This is a genomic window from Pseudoflavonifractor phocaeensis (assembly GCF_038439875.1).
In the GTDB taxonomy this organism is placed as follows: domain Bacteria; phylum Bacillota; class Clostridia; order Oscillospirales; family Oscillospiraceae; genus Vermiculatibacterium.
Window position 1 is genome coordinate 263,111 of record NZ_JBCDMT010000003.1, and the last position, 16,588, is coordinate 279,698.

Here is a 16,588-nt window from a genome sequence, read left to right on the forward strand (position 1 = left end):
GGTAACGAACATGGTCAAAGCGATCGTGGGCGCCAACTGGGGCGACGAGGGCAAGGGCAAGATCACCGACCTGCTGGCGGAGAAGTCCGACGTGGTCATCCGCTTCCAGGGCGGGGCCAACGCGGGCCACACCATCATCTGCGACTACGGCAAATTTGCCCTGCACCAGCTCCCCTCCGGCGTGTTCTATCCCCACACCACCAACGTCATCGGCACCGGCGTGGCCCTGGACGTGGACAAATTCCTGGCCGAGCTCAAGCAGCTGGCTGACGGCGGCGTCCCCGCCCCCCACGTGCTGGTGGACCAGCGAGCCCAAATCATGATGCCCTATCACGTCCTCCAGGACACCTACGAGGAGGAGCGGCTGGCCGGGAAGGCCTTCGGCTCCACCAAGTCGGGCATCGCCCCCTTCTATTCCGACAAATACGCCAAGATTGGCGTGCAGCTGGCCGACCTCTTCGACGAGAAGCGGCTCATGGAGCGGCTGGAGCACGTGTGCGAGCTGAAAAACGTGCTCTGGGTCCACCTCTACCACAAGGAGCCCTTGGACCCCAAGGTCCTTTTCGATCAGCTCATGCCCATGCGGGACGCCATCGCCCCCTACATGGGGGACGCCGTCACCTTTGTCCACACCGCCCTGAAAAACGGCAAGACCGTCCTGCTGGAGGGCCAGCTGGGGTCCATGAAGGACCCGGACCTGGGCATTTACCCCTTTACCACCTCCTCCCACACCCTGGCCGGTTTCGGTACCGTGGGCGGCGGGGTGCCCGCCACCGCCCTCAAGGACGTGGTGTGTGTCACCAAAGCATACTCCTCCTCCGTGGGGGCCGGGGCCTTCGTCTCCGAGCTCTTCGGGCCCGAGGCTGACGAGCTGCGCCGCCGGGGCGGCGACGCCGGGGAGTTCGGGGCCACCACCGGCCGGCCCCGCCGGGTGGGCTGGTACGACGCCGTGGCCAGCCGCTACGGCTGTATGGTCCAGGGGGCCACCGAGATCGCCCTCACCGCCATCGACTGCCTGGGCTATCTGGATGAGATCAAGGTCTGCGTGGGCTATGAGGTGGACGGCACTGTGACCAGGGACTTCCCCGTCTCCGCCAAGCTGGACGCCGCCAAGCCGGTGTACGAGACCCTGCCGGGGTGGAAGAGCGACGTGCGGGGGGTCACCGACTTCGCCAAGCTGCCCCAGGCCGCCAGGGACTACGTGAAGTTTATCGAGGAGCAGTTGGAGGTCCCCGTCAAGATCGTCTCCACCGGCCCCAAGCGCCACGAGATCATCGACCTGCACTGAAACATGGCAGCCCCCGTTCCCCTTGTGGGGAACGGGGGCTGTTTTTCTTCCCTCCGCGGCCCGTTCACCTTTTTATTTACAATCCAGTCTATTTCCGATATAATAAAGTGTTAATTGACCAAAACCGCAAATCAAAGAACAAGGAAGTGCTTTCTATGAGCCGTATGGTCGGCACTATTTCCAGGGGCCTGCGTGCCCCCATTATCCGCGAGGGGGACGACCTGGTCTCCATCGTCACCCAGTCTGTGCTGGACGCCGCCAAAGAGGACGGCTTCGCCCTTCGGGACCGGGACATTGTGGCCATGACCGAGGCCATCGTGGCCCGGGCCCAGGGCAACTACGCCACCGTGGACGACATCGCCGCCGACGTGCGCTCCAAGCTGGGCGGCGGCACCGTGGGCGTGGTCTTCCCCATTCTGAGCCGCAACCGCTTCGCCGTGTGCCTGCGGGGCATTGCCAAGGGCTGTGAAAAGGTAGTGCTGGTCCTCTCCTACCCCTCCGACGAGGTGGGCAACCACCTTATCTCTCCCGACGCCGTGGACGCCAAGGGCGTAGACCCCTACAAGGACGTGCTCACCCTGGAGCGTTATCGGGAGCTCTTCGGCTATGAGAAGCACCCCTTTACCGGCGTGGACTATGTGGAGTACTACGAAAACCTGATCCGGGACTGCGGCGCCCAGGTGGAGATCATCTTCGCCAACGACCCCCGGGCGGTGCTGGCTTACACCAAGGACGTCCTCACCTGCGATATCCATACCCGCCAGCGCTCCAAGCGGCTCTTAAAGGCCGCCGGCGGGGAGCGGGTCTTCGGCCTGGACGATATCCTCACCGCGCCCGTGAACGGCAGCGGCTATAACCCCTCCTACGGCCTGCTGGGCTCCAACAAGGCCACCGAGGACAAGGTGAAGCTCTTCCCCCGGGACCCCAGCGCCCTGGTGGAGGCCATCCAGGCCAAGCTGCTGGAGCTCACCGGAAAGCACGTGGAGGTCATGGTCTACGGCGACGGGGCCTTTAAGGACCCGGTGGGCAAGATTTGGGAGCTGGCCGACCCGGTGGTCTCCCCCGCCTACACCCCCGGGCTGGAGGGCACCCCCAACGAGCTCAAGCTCAAGTACCTGGCCGACAACGACTTCGCCGACCTCTCCGGGGCCGCCCTGCGGGACGCCATCGCCGGGGCCATCCAGAAGAAGGACGCCGACTTGAAGGGCAATATGGCCTCCGAGGGCACCACCCCCCGGCGGCTCACCGACCTCATCGGCTCCCTGTGCGATTTGACCTCCGGGTCGGGGGACAAGGGCACGCCCATCGTCTACATCCAGGGCTATTTCGACAACTACACAACGGAGTAAGCGATGAAACAACAGCGGAACTATCCCATCATCACCATCACCAAAAAGGGCCAGCGGGCCATTGAGGGAGGCCACCCCTGGGTCTACGAGGGGGAGGTCCTCTCCTGCCCCGCGGACGCCCCCAACGGCGCTATTGTGGACGTACTGGGAGAAAAGGGAACCTGGCTGGGGGCGGGACTGCTCTCCCTTCAGTCCAAGATCCGGGTGCGCCTCCTCTCCCGCAACGCCAACGACGCCTTTGACGACGGCTTCTGGCTGCGGCGGTTCCAGTACGCCTGGGCCTACCGCAAGACCGTGCTGGCGCCGGAGGACCTGGCCTGCTGCCGGGTGGTCTTTGGGGAGGCGGATGCCCTCCCCGGCCTCACGGTGGATCGGTTTGGGGACGTGCTGGTGACCCAAACTCTCTCCTACGGGATGGAACAGCGGAAAGCCCGGCTCTTCCCCCTGCTGGTGAAGGCCCTCCGGGAGGACGGGCAGGACATCCGGCGCGTCTATGAGCGGGATGACGAGGCTCTCCGGGACAAGGAGGGCCTGCCCCAGGGCAAGGGCTTCTTCCCCCTGCCCGGGGAGGAGTCCCCCACCGGGACGGTCACGGAGATCGTAGAGAACGGCGTCAAATACGCCGTGGACTTTGAAAACGGGCAGAAGACCGGCTTTTTCCTGGACCAAAAGCTGAACCGCCGGGCGGTGGCCCGGCTGGCCAGGGGCAAGCGGGTTCTGGACTGCTTCACCCACACCGGCTCCTTCGCCCTCAACGCCGCCCTGGGCGGGGCGGCGAAGGTCACCGCCGTGGACGTGTCCGAATCCGCCGTGGCCCTGGCCCGGGAAAACGCCCGGCGCAACGGGGTATCCGACCGGATGGAGTGCGTGGCCGCCGACGTCTTTGACCTGCTGCCCAGGCTGGCCCAGGAGAAACGGCGGGACTGGGACTTCATCATCCTGGACCCGCCCGCCTTCACCAAGTCCCGCCGGACGGCGGACCAGGCGGCCAGGGGCTATAAGGAGATCAACTACCGGGCCATGAAGCTGCTGCCCCGGGGCGGGTACCTGGCCACCTGCTCCTGCTCCCACTTCATGGAGGAGCACCGCTTCGCCGGGGTGGTGGCCGCGGCGGCCCGGGACGCGGGGGTGCAGCTGCGGCAGATTGAGGCCCGGCAGCAGGCCCCCGACCACCCCATCCTCTGGGGCGTGCCCGAGACGAGCTACCTCAAATTTTATCTCTTCCAGGTGGTGTAAGGGTATGGAAACGCTGCGTGTCACCTCCCCCGCCTTTGCCGACGGCGGCCTCATCCCGGTGGAGCATACCGGCTTCGGGGCGGACCGCTCCCCCGAGCTTCGGCTGGAGGGACTGTGCGCCGGGGCTCTGTCCCTGGCCGTCATTCTGGACGACATGGGCCACCCCATCCCGGCTTACAACCACTGGACGATCTGGAACCTGCCGCCCCAGCCCGTCATTCCCGGGGGCATCCCCCAGGGCGAGCGGGTGGAAGCCCTGGGCGGAGCGGTACAGGGGCGGGGCTACGGACGGAACCGCTACCGGGGTCCCAAGCCGCCCTTTCATTGGTCCCACCTTTACCACTTCAATGTCTACGCGCTGGACTGTGTCCTGGACCTGCCGCCCACAGCCCGAAAAAAAGACCTGCTGGCCGCCATGGAGGGCCATATTCTGCAAAACGCCCTCCTGACGGGACATTACCGATAAACGAAAAGAGCGGCGGGACAACTGTCCCGTCGCTCTTTTTGTTTTGTTTCAGTCCTCCACGGGGATAAGGATGGGCTCCTTGCCCAGGTACTCGGCGATGGTCTGGGTCAGGCGGCGGTGGTCCTGGAGGTGGGGCAGGCCGGAGATGGTCACGAGGCCCCGGTATTCCCCCTTCACCACGATGGGGAAAGCGCCGCCCTTAAAAGCGTAATGCTCCTCGTCGTTCTGCCAGGTCTCCTTGGCGCCGAAGAGCTCCCGCTCCACCCCCGCCATGAGGGAGCAGTGATGGGTGCGGCTGACGGTGGCGCACTTGCGGTTCATCCAGCCGTTGTTGTCCTCGCCGGTGCCGGGGAGGAAGGCCTGGTAGACGATGAGGTCGTCCAGGACGATGCGGATGGAGGTGGGCTTGGGCTCGGTCTGGCCGTCCCGCCAGAGCCGCTCCCCCAGGTCGTGGGCGTCGGTCAGGTCGAATTTGTCGAACACGAACTCTTTTTCCGCCCGTTTCAGGGCCTCCAGGGTTGCCGGTGTGTACATGTGAAACACCCTCCTATGTCAAAATTTGTCCTACCATTTTTGCCTATCATACCACATCACAGATAGGGACGCAAGGAAAAAGCGGCGGGGTGTCCCGCCGCTTTTTCAATAGATGTGCTCCGCCTCTTCCGCTGCCTTTACCATCTCCTCATAGGTGGCTGGGCGGTGCTTCCGGTTGTTGATCTGGGCCTGGATATGGCCCGGAAGGCTTCTGAAATAGGCCTCCGCCCTGGGATCCATGGGAAGCGGGGCATACTGGTCGGTGTAAGTCTCCATCCCTCTCACCTCACAAAAATGCCTTGAGTTCTTCGGCCCCGGCCTCTTCAGTGGCCAAAAGCCGCTGGGCCAGCTGCTTGGCCGGCCCGCCGCCGTGGTAGTCGTGGAGGTGCTGGAGGGTCTTGCTGACCCCCATGTTGTTCCCCTGGATGGTCATCTCGGCGATCTTGGAGGGAGAGCGATCCATCAGCAGCTTTCCCGCCGACATGACCTCGGTGGACATTTTGGCCATGGCCCCCACTCCGTTGGCCTCCGCGCCCTTCTCCTCCAGGAGCCGCCGGGCCTCGTCCTTCAACTCCCGGTACTCCTCCATCTGCTCCTTCAAGGCATCCTTCAAACGCTGGTCCTCCACATAGTCCAGCACGGCCACGATCCCCTCGCATCCCATGTCGGCGGTTTTGTGGATATATTGCAGAAGCTCTTCTTCCTTCATCATGACGCGCTCTCCCCTTTCTTTTCTGCCAGTGTTCCACCGGCGGACGGCGGCTATACCAGGAAAAAAGAGAAAATAAAATGACGGAATGAGCGGCTCTGCCAAATCCGGGCTGGAACCGCCTTCTTTCCATTGAACAGACGAGAGCCACCCCATTTCTGGGGTGGCTCTCGTCTGTTCAAAAAAGCAGGAAACATCCCCAGCGGGGCGGGGAAGCTCGAGGGGGCGGCAGCCCGCCTCGAATGGGATCAAATGCCGTCAAAAAGCCTGCGCAGCAGGCATTTGAGCCGCACAGCGGCAGACTTTTGGCTCGCCGTGGCGGGGCAAAAATCACGGCATTTTTAGTCTGTCGAGAAAGGCCGAAGGACTTTTTCGACAGACTGGGAGCCGCCCCATTTCTGGGGCGGCTCCGCCTTACAGCAGGTCGCTTTCCTCAGGATGCTCCGAAAACCACTTGACGGCGTAGGGACAGGTGGGCCTGGCCCTGAGCCCGGCCTTCCTGATCCGCCCCACCGCCTCGGAGACCAACTGTCCGGCCACCCCCCGGCCCCGCAGGGAGCCGTCCACGAAGGTATGGTCGATGGTGGCCACGCCGTCCGCGGCGGGGAAGGTGACCTCCGCCAGCAGCTTTCCCTCCGGGTCCTGGGCAAAGATACGGTCCGGTTCGTATAAAAATTCCATAGGGCTCACCTCAGCCCCAGTGTAGCAAGTTTTCTCCGGCCGCGCAACCGCTTTGCCCGGCAATCCCTCCGCCGGGGCGGAAGCCCGGGGGTATCACCGTCTGACCAGATACCCCACGTAGCCCCGCATGATCTCGGCGGCCTGCGCCCGGGTGATGGGGGCGGTCAGGTCCCCGTCCTCCCCCGGCCGCACCAGACCGGCGTTGATGGCCCAGGCCACGGCTTCCGCCGCCCAGGAGGAGGTCCCCTCCGGCGCCCCTGCCCCGGTGTCGTCCGCCACGGGCACCAGCAGATCGGCGTAGGTGGTGTAGCGGTAGAGCATCACCAACATCTGCTCGGCGGTGAGGGCCACGTCGGGGGCAAAGCCCGCCCCCGTGCCCTGGACCACGCCGGTCTCGCCACCCCAGGCCGCGGCGGAGGCGAACCAGGCCTCCGGCGGCACGTCAGGGAACAGCTCCAGCCCATTCGGGTCCTCCGCCCCGTTCAGACGCCACAGCACCGTGGCCAGCATGGCCCGGTTCATAATCATCTCCGGGGAGAACTCCCGCTCCCCGGTGCCCGTCCACAGGGCCCGGGCCGCGCCGAAGTCGGCGGCCGCCTTGGCCGCCCCCTCCACGTCGTCGAAGAAGTCCCCGGCGGTGACGATCCTCAGCTCTTCCGAGGCCTCCAGCACTACGTAGGCCTTGCCGTCCTCCACCAGTGACAGGGCGACGGGAGTGCCATCCCCCCGCAGCACCACCGTGCCGTCGGTCACGGGGATGGCCACGATCACCGGGGTGTCCAGCGCGCCGGGCAGGTCCACCGCAATGGCGGTGGACCCCTCCCCCGTCCCGCTCCCACCGGTGGGAATGCTCTGGCCGGGGATCTCCACCAGAGGCACGCCGCCCTCCTTCGGCGGCGTCAGCGCCGTCTGGGGCACCGTGACGGCGGCGGTCACCGTGCCGTCCTTCTCCGTCTTTACCACGGTCTCCACCCCGTTTCCCCCTTGGTGGTCTCGGTGACCGTGCCGGTCTTTTGGTCCGTGACGGTGGTGGTCTTGCTCCCGTCCGGGTTGGTCTCCGTCTTGGTCGTGGTGGTGGAACCGCTGGAGCCGCCCGTGCCGCCCGAACTTCCGCCGCCGGACTTGGTGAAGTCCGGGTAGGCCCCGGCGTGGGCGTACCACGCGGCGTAGTCCGCGCCCTCGTCCTGGGCGGTCACCCAGACGTTCAGGGTGTCGGCGAAGGCGGAGGACTGCATCTCCTCCGCCGTCATGGCGGTGGGGACGTTGTCGAAGGCGCCGTAACCCGAGGGAGCGCCCATGGTGTTCAGGTAGTAGAGCGGGCCGGTGACCCCGGCGGCCTCCTCCGCGTCACCCACCAGAGCGGCGGTGCGGACAGGTCTGACGCCGGGCTGGACGGTCACCGTCCCCGCCGCGTAGCAGTTTCTCAGGTCCACCTTCGAGTCACCATCAAAACCCGACACGCCGCCCACCAGGCCCCCGGCGTACACAATATATACGTTGCGGACGCCGGCCGGACTGCCGACGGGCCCCACGGACACCTCCGCCAGAGCGGCGCAGTTGCTCAGGGTCGTGTCGGACGCCTCCATCTCGCCCACCAGTCCGCCCACCATTCCATCCCGCCCGGCCAGGGAGACCGTGCCGGTGAACAGGACGTTGTAGACCTCGATGGCGCCGCCATATACAAACCCGGCCAGGCCGCCCACGCAGGCCGTGCCCGAGGTCCTGGCGACGGACACGTTCCCGGAGAGGGTCAGGTCGTGGATCGTGCTCCTGCACACGCTGAACAGTCCGGCGTACTCCCAGTCCCCCGTCACGTTCATGCCGGTGATGGCGTGGCCCTGGCCGTCAAACTCGCCAAAGAACATGCCAATGGGGGCCCAGTCATGGGCGCTCAGGTCGATGTCCACCCCCAGCTTGACGGTCTTTCCATCGAAGTCGTTCCCGCCGTTCACCAGCTTCGCCAGCCCCGCCAGTTGTTCGGCGGTGGTGAGGGTGAATTCCGACTTCTGCCCGTCGTACCAGGCGGTGTCGGCGAACTCGGTCCACCGGGCCCGGCCCACGGTGACGGGGCCGGTCAGGGTTTCGCCCGTCTGGCCCTCCGCGATGTCCTGGTCCCCGTCGTAGAAGTGGAAGCCCTCGGCCAGCAGGTCGGCCGGAACGGCGGTTTCGTCCCCTTCAATACTTGTATTCAATTCGATGGCCTTCCCCCCCAGGAAGCTGCCGCCGGAGAGGATGCCCTTGTACGCGCCGCTTCCCAACGGCATGACCCAGAGGGCCGCCTGTCCCTCCTTCCCTTTGAAAGCGCCGCCCGAAATCGCCAGGCTCTTATAATACACAGCCTGGAACCCGGAATAGAGGGTACCGGTGAAGCTCCCCCCGGTAATGGTGACCGCGCCAGACGTCGTGTCTGACAAGCGGCCCCCGGTACGCCCGGAGTAGCTGCCGCCGGCGATTTGGGCCGTTCCCGACAGACTCACTCCGTCCCCGCTAAAAAGCTCCGAAGGGCCGGCGCCGCCGGACACCGTGGGCCAAGCCCCCTGGGGGACCCGCAGGGTCCCCTCCGTCCCCACCTGGATGCCGTCGCCGCCGCCGGCGCTCCCGCCGCCGCCTTTCCCGTAGCCGCCGGTGATATAGGGTTTCCCGGTGAGGGTCAGGCTGCCGCCCGACACCTGGACGCCCGCGCCGCCGGAGCCGCCATTTGCGTCCCCCGTGCCATCTCCACCCACCACGTGGGCGTCTCCCGTCACGGTGAGGGCCCCGGCCTCCACCAGGATGCCCGCCCCGCCGGTGGCGTTTTTCGTCGCTTCGAATTGATAATAGGTCCCCGCCGCGCCGCCGATGACGGCGTTGTTCCCATCATGGCCACCATAGTAGCTGTCCGTGACAGTGAGGGCCGCGTCCGCCCCGTTCAGGACCAGGGCGGGCTTGCCGTTGGAGACGCCAGCGATATCACTGGTCTCCAGAACCACCCCCGGCGCGCCGGTGATGCTGTACCCGCGGAGGTCCAGGGTGTAGGTCCCCGCCGCGATTTCCACGGGGAGCATCAGGTCCACATCGTCGTCCAGGGTGACGGTGTTGGTCTGGGGGTCGATAAGGGCGTAGTCCGCCCCGCCCAGGGCGGCCTGGAACTCGTAGATGTTACGCACCGGCCCGCCCAGGCGGGCGACGTAGACGGTGTCGGCGGTGCTCATTTGCCCCGTCAGGTCGTCCAGCTTTTCGCCGTCCTCGTCCGAGTAGTAGCAGTAGTCCGGCAGGAGGGCGGGCAGGTATGTACTTGCGGCACTTCTTAACGTGATCCCCATGTAACAGCCCCCGGTAAGGAGCGGGGGGATGGCGTCATGGATATCTTTCCAATCAATATCCAGGCCAACGCCCGTGGCTAAATCCCCATGACCGCCGACGTAGGTGCCGCCGGTGAGAAAACCCTCCACCGCGCTGTTCTCCTCCAGGCAAAGCGCACTGCCGCCGGCCCCTTTTCCGCTGCCGCCGGTGAGGGTGGGTTCCGCTCCGGGGGCCAGGGCCAGGGTGCCGCCGTCATCGCAGAACACACCGTAGCCGCCGTCCCCGTTCTCGCTCTCATTCGCGCCGCCGGTGACCCGGACCTTCCCGGACAAAATCAGCTTGCCGCCATCCTCTATCGACACCCCGGAGTATTGTCCCGCGCCGCCAATGACCTCCCCCGCGCCGCTGTCGTCGTGGAGGGTCAGCACGCCGCCGGTGGTCACCTCAATGGCGTTCTTCGCCGCCCCGGCGGTGATGGTACAGCCGTTCAGGTCCAGGGTCACCTTCTTGTTTATCACCAGGGCTTCTTGCAGAACACAGTTCTGCAAGAGCCGGACGGACTGGCCGTCCGGGGCGGCGTCCAGGGCTCTGTCCACCGTGGGGTAGTACCTGCCCCCCGCCTCTGCCACGCCTTTGGAGGTCAGGACGATGGCGTTGTTCCCCTCGTCCAGCGTCAGCGCGTAGTCCGGGCTGTCGGAGAAGAAGGCCGCCAGGTCGGCTTGGGTGAGGGTATAGGGCGTCAAGCCGTCCTCCTCGGTGGCCCCACGGGCCACCACGCCGGGGGCGGGAAGAATTTGCTCGTCGTCCGTTATCTGTACCCGGCTGACGCCGATGGAACCCGCCCCGCCGGTGAGGGGGGCGGTAACCACGGCTGGCTGCGGTTCCCACCAGTTACCCTCGGGGGAGCCAGTAGGTCTGGAGTCCGGCGGGGTCTCCCCCACCAGCACCAGATTGGAGGGGGTGCCTGTTCCCTGGCCGATGTAGTTGCCCTTGATGGTCACGTCCCCGGAGAGGTAGACTGGGCACTCCCTCGCGGACACACCGCCCGCCAGGTTGGGGAACCTCGACAACTCTTCCGAACCAAACCCGTAATACGCCGGGAACTGGGGCACGGCGGCCCGGTTCCCGGTAATAAGGGTGGGGTGTTCCGCCGTGCCGGAGAGGGTAAGTGAATCTCCATCCATCACCCCGATTCCGCCCGTTAGAACGCCGGTGTTTCCCTTCACGGTGACGCCGTTCAGTATCGCCTCAAAGTTATTCTCCAGGCCGCCCGTCATGATGCCGGTATTGCCGCTTATTTCGCTGTTCTCGACGAGAATATTATCTATCGAGACGCCCCCCGTCATACCGAAGTTGTTTCGGATGGTGCTGTCCCTCACGGTCATTCTGTCAGTATACGTGATGGCTGCCTCGGGAAGCTTTTCCACCGGCTCCGCCGGGGGCTGGGCAATGACGCCGTTGTTTTGAACCACCACGTTCTCCAGGAGTGCCTCCGGGCCGCTGGTTTCGCCGCTGTACACCACCGCAAAGGGACGTTGGGACGGTCCCGGCTCTTCCGGGGCGGTGCCGTCCAGGGTTAGATTTTTCAAGGTAATGGGGCCTTCTCCCGCTAATTGTACCAGCGGCACAAACTCCCACATCTCCCGGGACAAGGTGTATAGATCCCCGCCGTCCACGGTAAAGGAGCCGGATAAGCCCTTCTTGCCGCTTTCGCCATAACTTGTGTCCTTGCCCGACAGGCTCCCCGACAGGTTGGCCAGCAGATTGATGACCTTGCCGTCGTAGTCATAGTCAAAATAGGTGTTCATGTCCTTTAGGCTGCTGAAATAGCGGGAGGCGGTGGTCCCCTCCGGGTCCTCGTAGTCCACCTGAACGTTCTTGTCAAAGGCCCGGACCTCCAGGACGGGGGGAACGTCGACGCCCAGACCGAAGAAATACTCCTGGTCCGCCCCCGGCTCGAAGTAGCCACAGCCTGCCTCCAGGGGAAGGGGGTTCCCGCTGAAGGCTTTGCCGTTCCAGCCGTCGCCGCACTGGAAGTAGCCCTTGGTGAGGGTGCCCTCGACCTCGGCGGCGTCGCCGCTGACCCCCATCCCGCCGTTGTCCGTGCCGTTTCCGCCGACGCAGGTGAGGTCCAGGCCCTCCGACAGGTTCAGCAACGAGCCGGACACCAGCGCAAGGCCGCTCCCCCCCGCGCCGTCGGTACTTTCTCCGCCGGTCAGGGTCAATTTCCCCTCCAGGGTGAGCTCGCTGGCGTTCCCCACCGACACGGCGGGGCCCGCCGCTTCGCCCGAGCCCCCCGTCACGGCCCCCGGCCCTTTCAGGGTCAGGTCGCCGCCGTCCAGGGACAAGGCGGCGCTGGCCCCCGTCCCCAGGAGGGTGTGGCCGTTCAGGTCCAGGGTCCACGTCCCGGTTTCGAACTCGACTTCACTCCTCACCTGGATGTTGCCGGTAAGGGTGACCGTCTTGCCGTCGGCGCTCACCGTGACCTTGTTGCCGAACACGGTCTGAATCTCATCGGCGGTACTGTCGTTGTTGATGCTCCCGCCGGGGACGGTAATGGAATCCTTCACCGCCAGGTAGGTGGCCGAGGCCAAATCGCCGTCGGCCACGGGGTCGCCGTTTTGGTCCACGTATTGGCATCCGTCTCCCAGGAGGGCCGGGAGGGTTTCGGTTTCAGAGACGATGGCCGGACCGCCGGCGCTCTCGAACACGCCGCCGGTGAGGGTAGGCGCGCCAAGGGTGCCCAGCGCCGGTTCGCCCTTGAACGCGCCGCCGGTGATGGTCAGGCTGGTGCCGGTGCTAAAGACCGCGCCCGCTTCGCCGCCGTCCACTCCGCCGCCGCCATAGCCGTCCGTGATGGTGAGGGTGCCGTCCACGCACTTCACGGCGTGGGACACCAACAGCCCTTCCGCCAGGGAAAGGGTGTATCCGTTCAGGTCCAAGGTCCAGTCGCCGCCGCTGAACATCACCTCTTGCCCCAGGGTGACGTCGTCGGTGAGGGTGATGTATTGGCCGCGCGGGTCCTTCTCCGCGTTGCCGCCGAAGATACTTTCCACGGTGACGGCATCGGTGTCGTTTGAGACACCGCCGCCCAGGGGCTTGACGGTCACGGAGGGTTTGATGTATCCGCTGTCGCTGACGGCCGTCCATGCGCCGCCCTCCACCGCGAAGTAGCCGTAGCCGGGGGCCAGGAGGGATTTGTTTCCGGGATTGTAGATTGCCGGACCGCTCCCGCCGCCTTCGTGGGCAAATGTACCGCCGGTGAGGTACCCATTCACGGCAGCGTTTTCGGGCAACACCAGACCTGAATTGCCAGTACACACGGGGGCCGCGCCGTCGCCGATGGTCAGCGTGACGCCGTAATCGCAGAAAAGCCCCACCCCGTTTCCGACGCCGGTCAGCTTCGGTTTCGCCTCCTCGCCGAGGATGAGAGCGGCGCCAGACCCGTTAACATAAACGCCATGGCCGCCCCCGCTTCCGCCGGTGAGGGCGACAGAGCCCTCCAGGGTGAGGGTTCCGGATACGTACACAGCGCCCTCGTTTGTTTCTCCTTCGCCACCCAGCACCTTACCGCCCTCGGTGGAGGTGAGGGTGAGGGTGGCGTCCGCCCCAATCACCAGAACGCTGTCCCTGACCGGCCCGGCTAGGGTATGGCCGTCCAGGTCCAAGGTCCACTCGCCGCCGGTAAAGGTGATTTTGCCGGTGAGGGTGACATTCTGATCGAGGGTGATGGTGTAGTCCACCACGTTGCAGCCCTCCCCAAAGAGGGCTGCAATGTCCTCGGCGCTGGCGTCAGCGCCGATTTCCCCGCCGGGAGCCTCCGCCGGGTCCCCCGCCGCCCACGCCGACGCCGGCAGCAGGCTCCACACCATGCACGCCGTCAGCAAAATACTCAATAGTCTCTTTCTCATTCCGCGTCCCTCCCTTGATGGTCTATGGTCACAAAAGTTTCTTCCTAGCTTCGATTATACCAAAGAACCTCACCGGCAATTTTCAATCTTTCGTCAATTTTTCACAGCGGGGTGGTCCCCAGGGCAAGCCGGGGCCCGCCGGATATTGACGAAAAATTGAGGATTTGGGCGGATGGATTCTCCGGGATCTATGCTATAATGGAGAAAAAGACCGCGAACAGGGAGGGAAACGGCCATGTACCGTGTACTGCTGGTGGACGACGACCGGGCGCTGCTGGACGCCAACGAGGCCTATTTCGCCGACCACGGCTATCTGGTCCACCGGGCGGAGACGGCCCGGGACGCCCTGGCCATCCTGCGGGGGGCCAAGCTGGACTGTGTGGTGCTGGACGTGGACCTGCCCGACCAGGACGGCTTCCAGGTCTGCCTCCAGGCCCGGAAATATTCCAGCATCCCCATCGTCTTTCTCTCCGGCTACACGGAGGAGGAGAGCCGGGTGCGGGGGCTGACCATCGGCGGGGACGACTACGTGACCAAGCCTTTCTCCGTCACGGAGCTGGAGCTGCGGGTGCGCCTGCGCATCCAGCGCCACCAGACCGCCCAACCCCTGACCGTTCTGGACTTCGGGCCGTTGTCCATCGACCTGAGCCGCCGCGCCGTGTCCTATGAGGGCAGGGAGCTGGAGTTTTCCCGCCTGGAATTCGACGTGCTGTCCTATCTGTGCCTCCATCCGGGCCGGACCTTTTCTTACGGGGAGCTTTACGCCGGTGTGTGGGACGAGCCCATACAGGCGGGGCTTCACAACCTGCAGGTGAACATCGCCAAGGTGCGGCAAAAGCTCTCCGGGCTGGCGCCCGGCCGGAACTATATCCGAACGGTGCGGGGCAAGGGATACCTGTTCGATCCGGAGGGATAAAAAAGCAGCTCTCCGAGCTGTTTTTATCCGCGTCCGCCCACTCCAGTGGGCGGACGCTTACGGTTTCAGGCCGTGGACCGGGGCGGCCTGGCTGGACGTTTTTACAGCGCTGTACGGCAGAGCTATAAAAACGCACGGAGGCCAGGTCTTGGCCTCCGTGCGTTTTGGGCAGGCTATGGGGATCTGCGGTCACGCCCCCTCTCCGTCAGCTTCGCTGACACCTCCCCCGGAGGGGGAGGCTTTTCCTCTAGGGGGGAACGGGCCCGGGCTCACTTGCTTCCGCGCCGGAGTTTCCTCCACAGCGCCCTGGCCGCTCCGGGGTTCAGCAGCGCCGCGGCGCCGCCCGTCACCGCCGCGATGGCGGCGATCCCCAGGGCGATCTGGGCCGCCGGGGGCAGAACCGGGGCCCCTTCCGCCGTCTGGGGAGGCGGGGTGGGGACCGGGGCCTCCGTCTCTTCCGCCGGGGGCGGGCTGGGGGAAGGGGGCGGCTCCGCCGTGGGTCCAGGCGTGGGCTGGACGGGCTCCGCGGTTTGGGTTACAATGGGGGTATCCACAGGCTCCACCGGCTTTGACGGCGCCGGGGACACCGCCGCCGCTGGCACGTAAGGCTCCGGCGTAACGGCGGCCTCCGGCGGTGCCTGGCTCGGGCTGGGTTCCGGAGTGGGGACCGGCTCCGGGGTTGGGGACACGGAGGGCTCCGGCGAGGGCGACGGGACCGGGGCGGGCGTCGGTGTGGGGCCCGGCGTCGGCTTTGGCGTCGGGCTGGGACGCGGCGAGGCCGTCGGCTTTGGCGTGGACACCGGCCTGTCGTCATCCTCGTGATCATCGTCATCGTGGCCGCCGGACGGTCCCGGCGGCGGGAGAATGGGTTCTCCGCCGCCCCGGTGGCCGTCGTACCAGGACATGGGCGAGGTGTTCTCCTCGTCGATCCGTACCGTGTCGGTGTGGACCAGCCGCTCCCCGCCGGGGCTGGCCGGGTCGGGATAGACCAGCTCCAGCAGGAACCAGCTCCCCGGCTGGAAGGGGATTGCCGCCACCGAGAGGTATTGGTACTCCGAATCCTCAAACGTCTGCTCCACCCGCCAGGTCTTTCCCTCGTCCTCGGAGTACAGGGCCCGCACGGCGGTGGCGCCTGGGTCCGCGACATAGTAGACGTACCCCACCATGCTGGTCATGCCCGAGGTGGAGGTGCCCACCTGAAACTCCAGGTTGAGCAGGGCCGCGCCCCCCTCCCGGAAGGCCACCACGCACTCCGGCGTCACCGCGGCGGCGCAGTCCTCGGCGGCAAAGGTCATTCCGTCCACCGTGACCTCCCCGGTGAAGCGCCCCTGAAGGGTGACCCGCCGGCGCTGGGCGAAGGCCTCCGCCGCCGGGGCGGTGTCCCAAAGGACGGCCACCTCCTGGGTCTCGGTGACTCCTTGAAACTTCACCTGGACCTCCACTGAGGCGGGCAGCGCCGCCAAATCAGGGGCCTCCCCGTCGGGCACCGCCAAAGCGGGGACGAAGAGGGGCGGCACCTCACAGAAAATGGTGGGCCGCGCCCCGTACACGATGGTTCCCGTCAGCGCCAGCCTTGCCGGGTCGGTGTTCAAAACGCCGCCCTCTTCCTGGCTCAGCGCCACGCCGTCCTCGCTCCCGGCGTCCAGGGTGATATAATAGGCGTTCAGGGTCCCGCCGGGCAGGACCCGCAGCAGCCCCTCCTCCGTCCCATCGCCGGTGAAGGTCAGGAGATGGGTCAAGCTCTCATTGATACAGTCGAGCTCCAGCACGCCCTGGACATAGATGGTGTGTTCCCCGCAGTCCACCGTCACCGGCCGGAGCTTCCCGGTGTTGGGGCCCAGATTCGCCAGATAGCCGAACATTCCATCCATGGTGATGTCGTTTGTCAGCCGGACCGTACCGCCCACCAGCCGGTTGTCCAGCAGCCAGGCCCGCAGCTCCCCCCAATCGGAGACGGTGTCCTCCTCAGCCGGGGCGCCGCCCACCCCGTCCTCCGGGACACCCCCGCCAGGCGGGGTTTCTGACGGCGGCAGGTGCAAGTCGGTCGGGACGTCGGACGGCAGCGCGCCGGACGCCTCCGGCGCCGGGCCGGGGGGCGGGGCCTCCTCCGCCATCGCCGGCGGCAGGGCCAAACACAGGGACAGCAGCAGCGCCAGCGCCGCTGCGGCCCGTCGCGGGCAGATGGTCATTCGATTCTCCCCCTTGAGGTGATGGTT

Annotated in this window: 12 protein-coding genes; 5 read left to right on the top strand and 7 right to left on the bottom strand. The window is 65.9% G+C overall.

The genetic code is table 11. The features are described 5' to 3' along the window. Nucleotides 1-10 precede the first annotated feature (10 nt). From AAEU42_RS05985 to AAEU42_RS06000, 4 genes are all read left to right on the top strand, one after another. Complete coding sequence (locus AAEU42_RS05985) at nucleotides 11-1,288, top strand: adenylosuccinate synthase (protein ID WP_342232628.1); 1,278 nt, start codon at nucleotides 11-13, stop codon at nucleotides 1,286-1,288. A 155-nt stretch (nucleotides 1,289-1,443) separates the two neighbouring features. Continuing rightward, on the top strand, nucleotides 1,444-2,637 hold the full coding sequence (locus AAEU42_RS05990) for a coenzyme F420-0:L-glutamate ligase (protein ID WP_342232629.1): 1,194 nt from the start codon (nucleotides 1,444-1,446) through the stop codon (nucleotides 2,635-2,637). A gap of 3 nt (nucleotides 2,638-2,640) precedes the next feature. After that, nucleotides 2,641-3,873: a class I SAM-dependent rRNA methyltransferase gene (locus AAEU42_RS05995; protein WP_342232630.1), complete on the top strand. Its 1,233-nt coding sequence runs from the start codon at nucleotides 2,641-2,643 to the stop codon at nucleotides 3,871-3,873. A gap of 4 nt (nucleotides 3,874-3,877) precedes the next feature. Continuing rightward, nucleotides 3,878-4,339: a YbhB/YbcL family Raf kinase inhibitor-like protein gene (locus AAEU42_RS06000; RefSeq protein WP_342232631.1), complete on the top strand. Its 462-nt coding sequence runs from the start codon at nucleotides 3,878-3,880 to the stop codon at nucleotides 4,337-4,339. A gap of 48 nt (nucleotides 4,340-4,387) precedes the next feature. Here AAEU42_RS06000 and AAEU42_RS06005 read toward each other — a convergent pair whose 3' ends face one another. The 6 genes from AAEU42_RS06005 to AAEU42_RS06030 all read right to left on the bottom strand — a co-directional run bounded on the left by AAEU42_RS06005 (nucleotide 4,388) and on the right by AAEU42_RS06030 (nucleotide 13,456). After that, a complete protein-coding gene (locus tag AAEU42_RS06005) occupies nucleotides 4,388-4,873 on the bottom strand; it encodes a heme-binding protein (RefSeq protein ID WP_342232632.1) in 486 nt (161 codons plus the stop codon). 105 nt (nucleotides 4,874-4,978) lie between these two features. After that, nucleotides 4,979-5,149: a hypothetical protein gene (locus AAEU42_RS06010; RefSeq protein ID WP_342232633.1), complete on the bottom strand. Its 171-nt coding sequence runs from the start codon at nucleotides 5,147-5,149 to the stop codon at nucleotides 4,979-4,981. A 10-nt stretch (nucleotides 5,150-5,159) separates the two neighbouring features. After that, entirely contained in the window at nucleotides 5,160-5,585 is a 426-nt protein-coding gene (locus AAEU42_RS06015; protein ID WP_342232634.1) for a hypothetical protein, read from the bottom strand. A gap of 411 nt (nucleotides 5,586-5,996) precedes the next feature. Next, a complete protein-coding gene (locus tag AAEU42_RS06020) occupies nucleotides 5,997-6,263 on the bottom strand; it encodes a GNAT family N-acetyltransferase (RefSeq protein ID WP_342232635.1) in 267 nt (88 codons plus the stop codon). Nucleotides 6,264-6,356: 93 nt separating this feature from the next. Then, nucleotides 6,357-7,235, bottom strand: coding sequence for an S-layer homology domain-containing protein (locus AAEU42_RS06025; RefSeq protein WP_342232636.1), 879 nt, complete (start codon nucleotides 7,233-7,235; stop codon nucleotides 6,357-6,359). Then, nucleotides 7,220-13,456, bottom strand: a complete 6,237-nt coding sequence (locus tag AAEU42_RS06030) for a hypothetical protein (RefSeq protein ID WP_342232637.1) — start codon at nucleotides 13,454-13,456, stop codon at nucleotides 7,220-7,222. Before AAEU42_RS06030 ends, AAEU42_RS06025 begins: the two co-directional genes overlap by 16 nt. 235 nt (nucleotides 13,457-13,691) lie before the next feature. Between AAEU42_RS06030 and AAEU42_RS06035 the strand changes: the two genes are divergently transcribed. After that, complete coding sequence (locus AAEU42_RS06035; RefSeq protein WP_342232638.1) at nucleotides 13,692-14,372, top strand: response regulator transcription factor; 681 nt, start codon at nucleotides 13,692-13,694, stop codon at nucleotides 14,370-14,372. A 269-nt stretch (nucleotides 14,373-14,641) separates the two neighbouring features. On the opposite strand, the gene AAEU42_RS06040 is transcribed toward AAEU42_RS06035, so the two are convergent. After that, nucleotides 14,642-16,561, bottom strand: a complete 1,920-nt coding sequence (locus tag AAEU42_RS06040) for a hypothetical protein (protein ID WP_342232639.1) — start codon at nucleotides 16,559-16,561, stop codon at nucleotides 14,642-14,644. Between the last annotated feature and the right edge of the window lie 27 nt (nucleotides 16,562-16,588).

Excerpts from the sequence above, each read along its gene's own strand:
- AAEU42_RS06010 (WP_342232633.1), bottom strand. The coding sequence starts at position 5,149 with ATGGAGACTTACACCGACCAGTATGCCCCGCTTCCCATGGATCCCAGG.
- AAEU42_RS05990 (WP_342232629.1), top strand. The coding sequence starts at position 1,444 with ATGAGCCGTATGGTCGGCACTATTTCCAGGGGCCTGCGTGCCCCCATT.
- AAEU42_RS06015 (WP_342232634.1), bottom strand. The coding sequence starts at position 5,585 with ATGATGAAGGAAGAAGAGCTTCTGCAATATATCCACAAAACCGCCGAC.
- AAEU42_RS06030 (WP_342232637.1), bottom strand. The coding sequence starts at position 13,456 with ATGAGAAAGAGACTATTGAGTATTTTGCTGACGGCGTGCATGGTGTGG.
- AAEU42_RS06020 (WP_342232635.1), bottom strand. The coding sequence starts at position 6,263 with ATGGAATTTTTATACGAACCGGACCGTATCTTTGCCCAGGACCCGGAG.
- AAEU42_RS06035 (WP_342232638.1), top strand. The coding sequence starts at position 13,692 with ATGTACCGTGTACTGCTGGTGGACGACGACCGGGCGCTGCTGGACGCC.
- AAEU42_RS06040 (WP_342232639.1), bottom strand. The coding sequence starts at position 16,561 with ATGACCATCTGCCCGCGACGGGCCGCAGCGGCGCTGGCGCTGCTGCTG.
- AAEU42_RS06000 (WP_342232631.1), top strand. The coding sequence starts at position 3,878 with ATGGAAACGCTGCGTGTCACCTCCCCCGCCTTTGCCGACGGCGGCCTC.
- AAEU42_RS05995 (WP_342232630.1), top strand. The coding sequence starts at position 2,641 with ATGAAACAACAGCGGAACTATCCCATCATCACCATCACCAAAAAGGGC.
- AAEU42_RS05985 (WP_342232628.1), top strand. The coding sequence starts at position 11 with ATGGTCAAAGCGATCGTGGGCGCCAACTGGGGCGACGAGGGCAAGGGC.
- AAEU42_RS06005 (WP_342232632.1), bottom strand. The coding sequence starts at position 4,873 with ATGTACACACCGGCAACCCTGGAGGCCCTGAAACGGGCGGAAAAAGAG.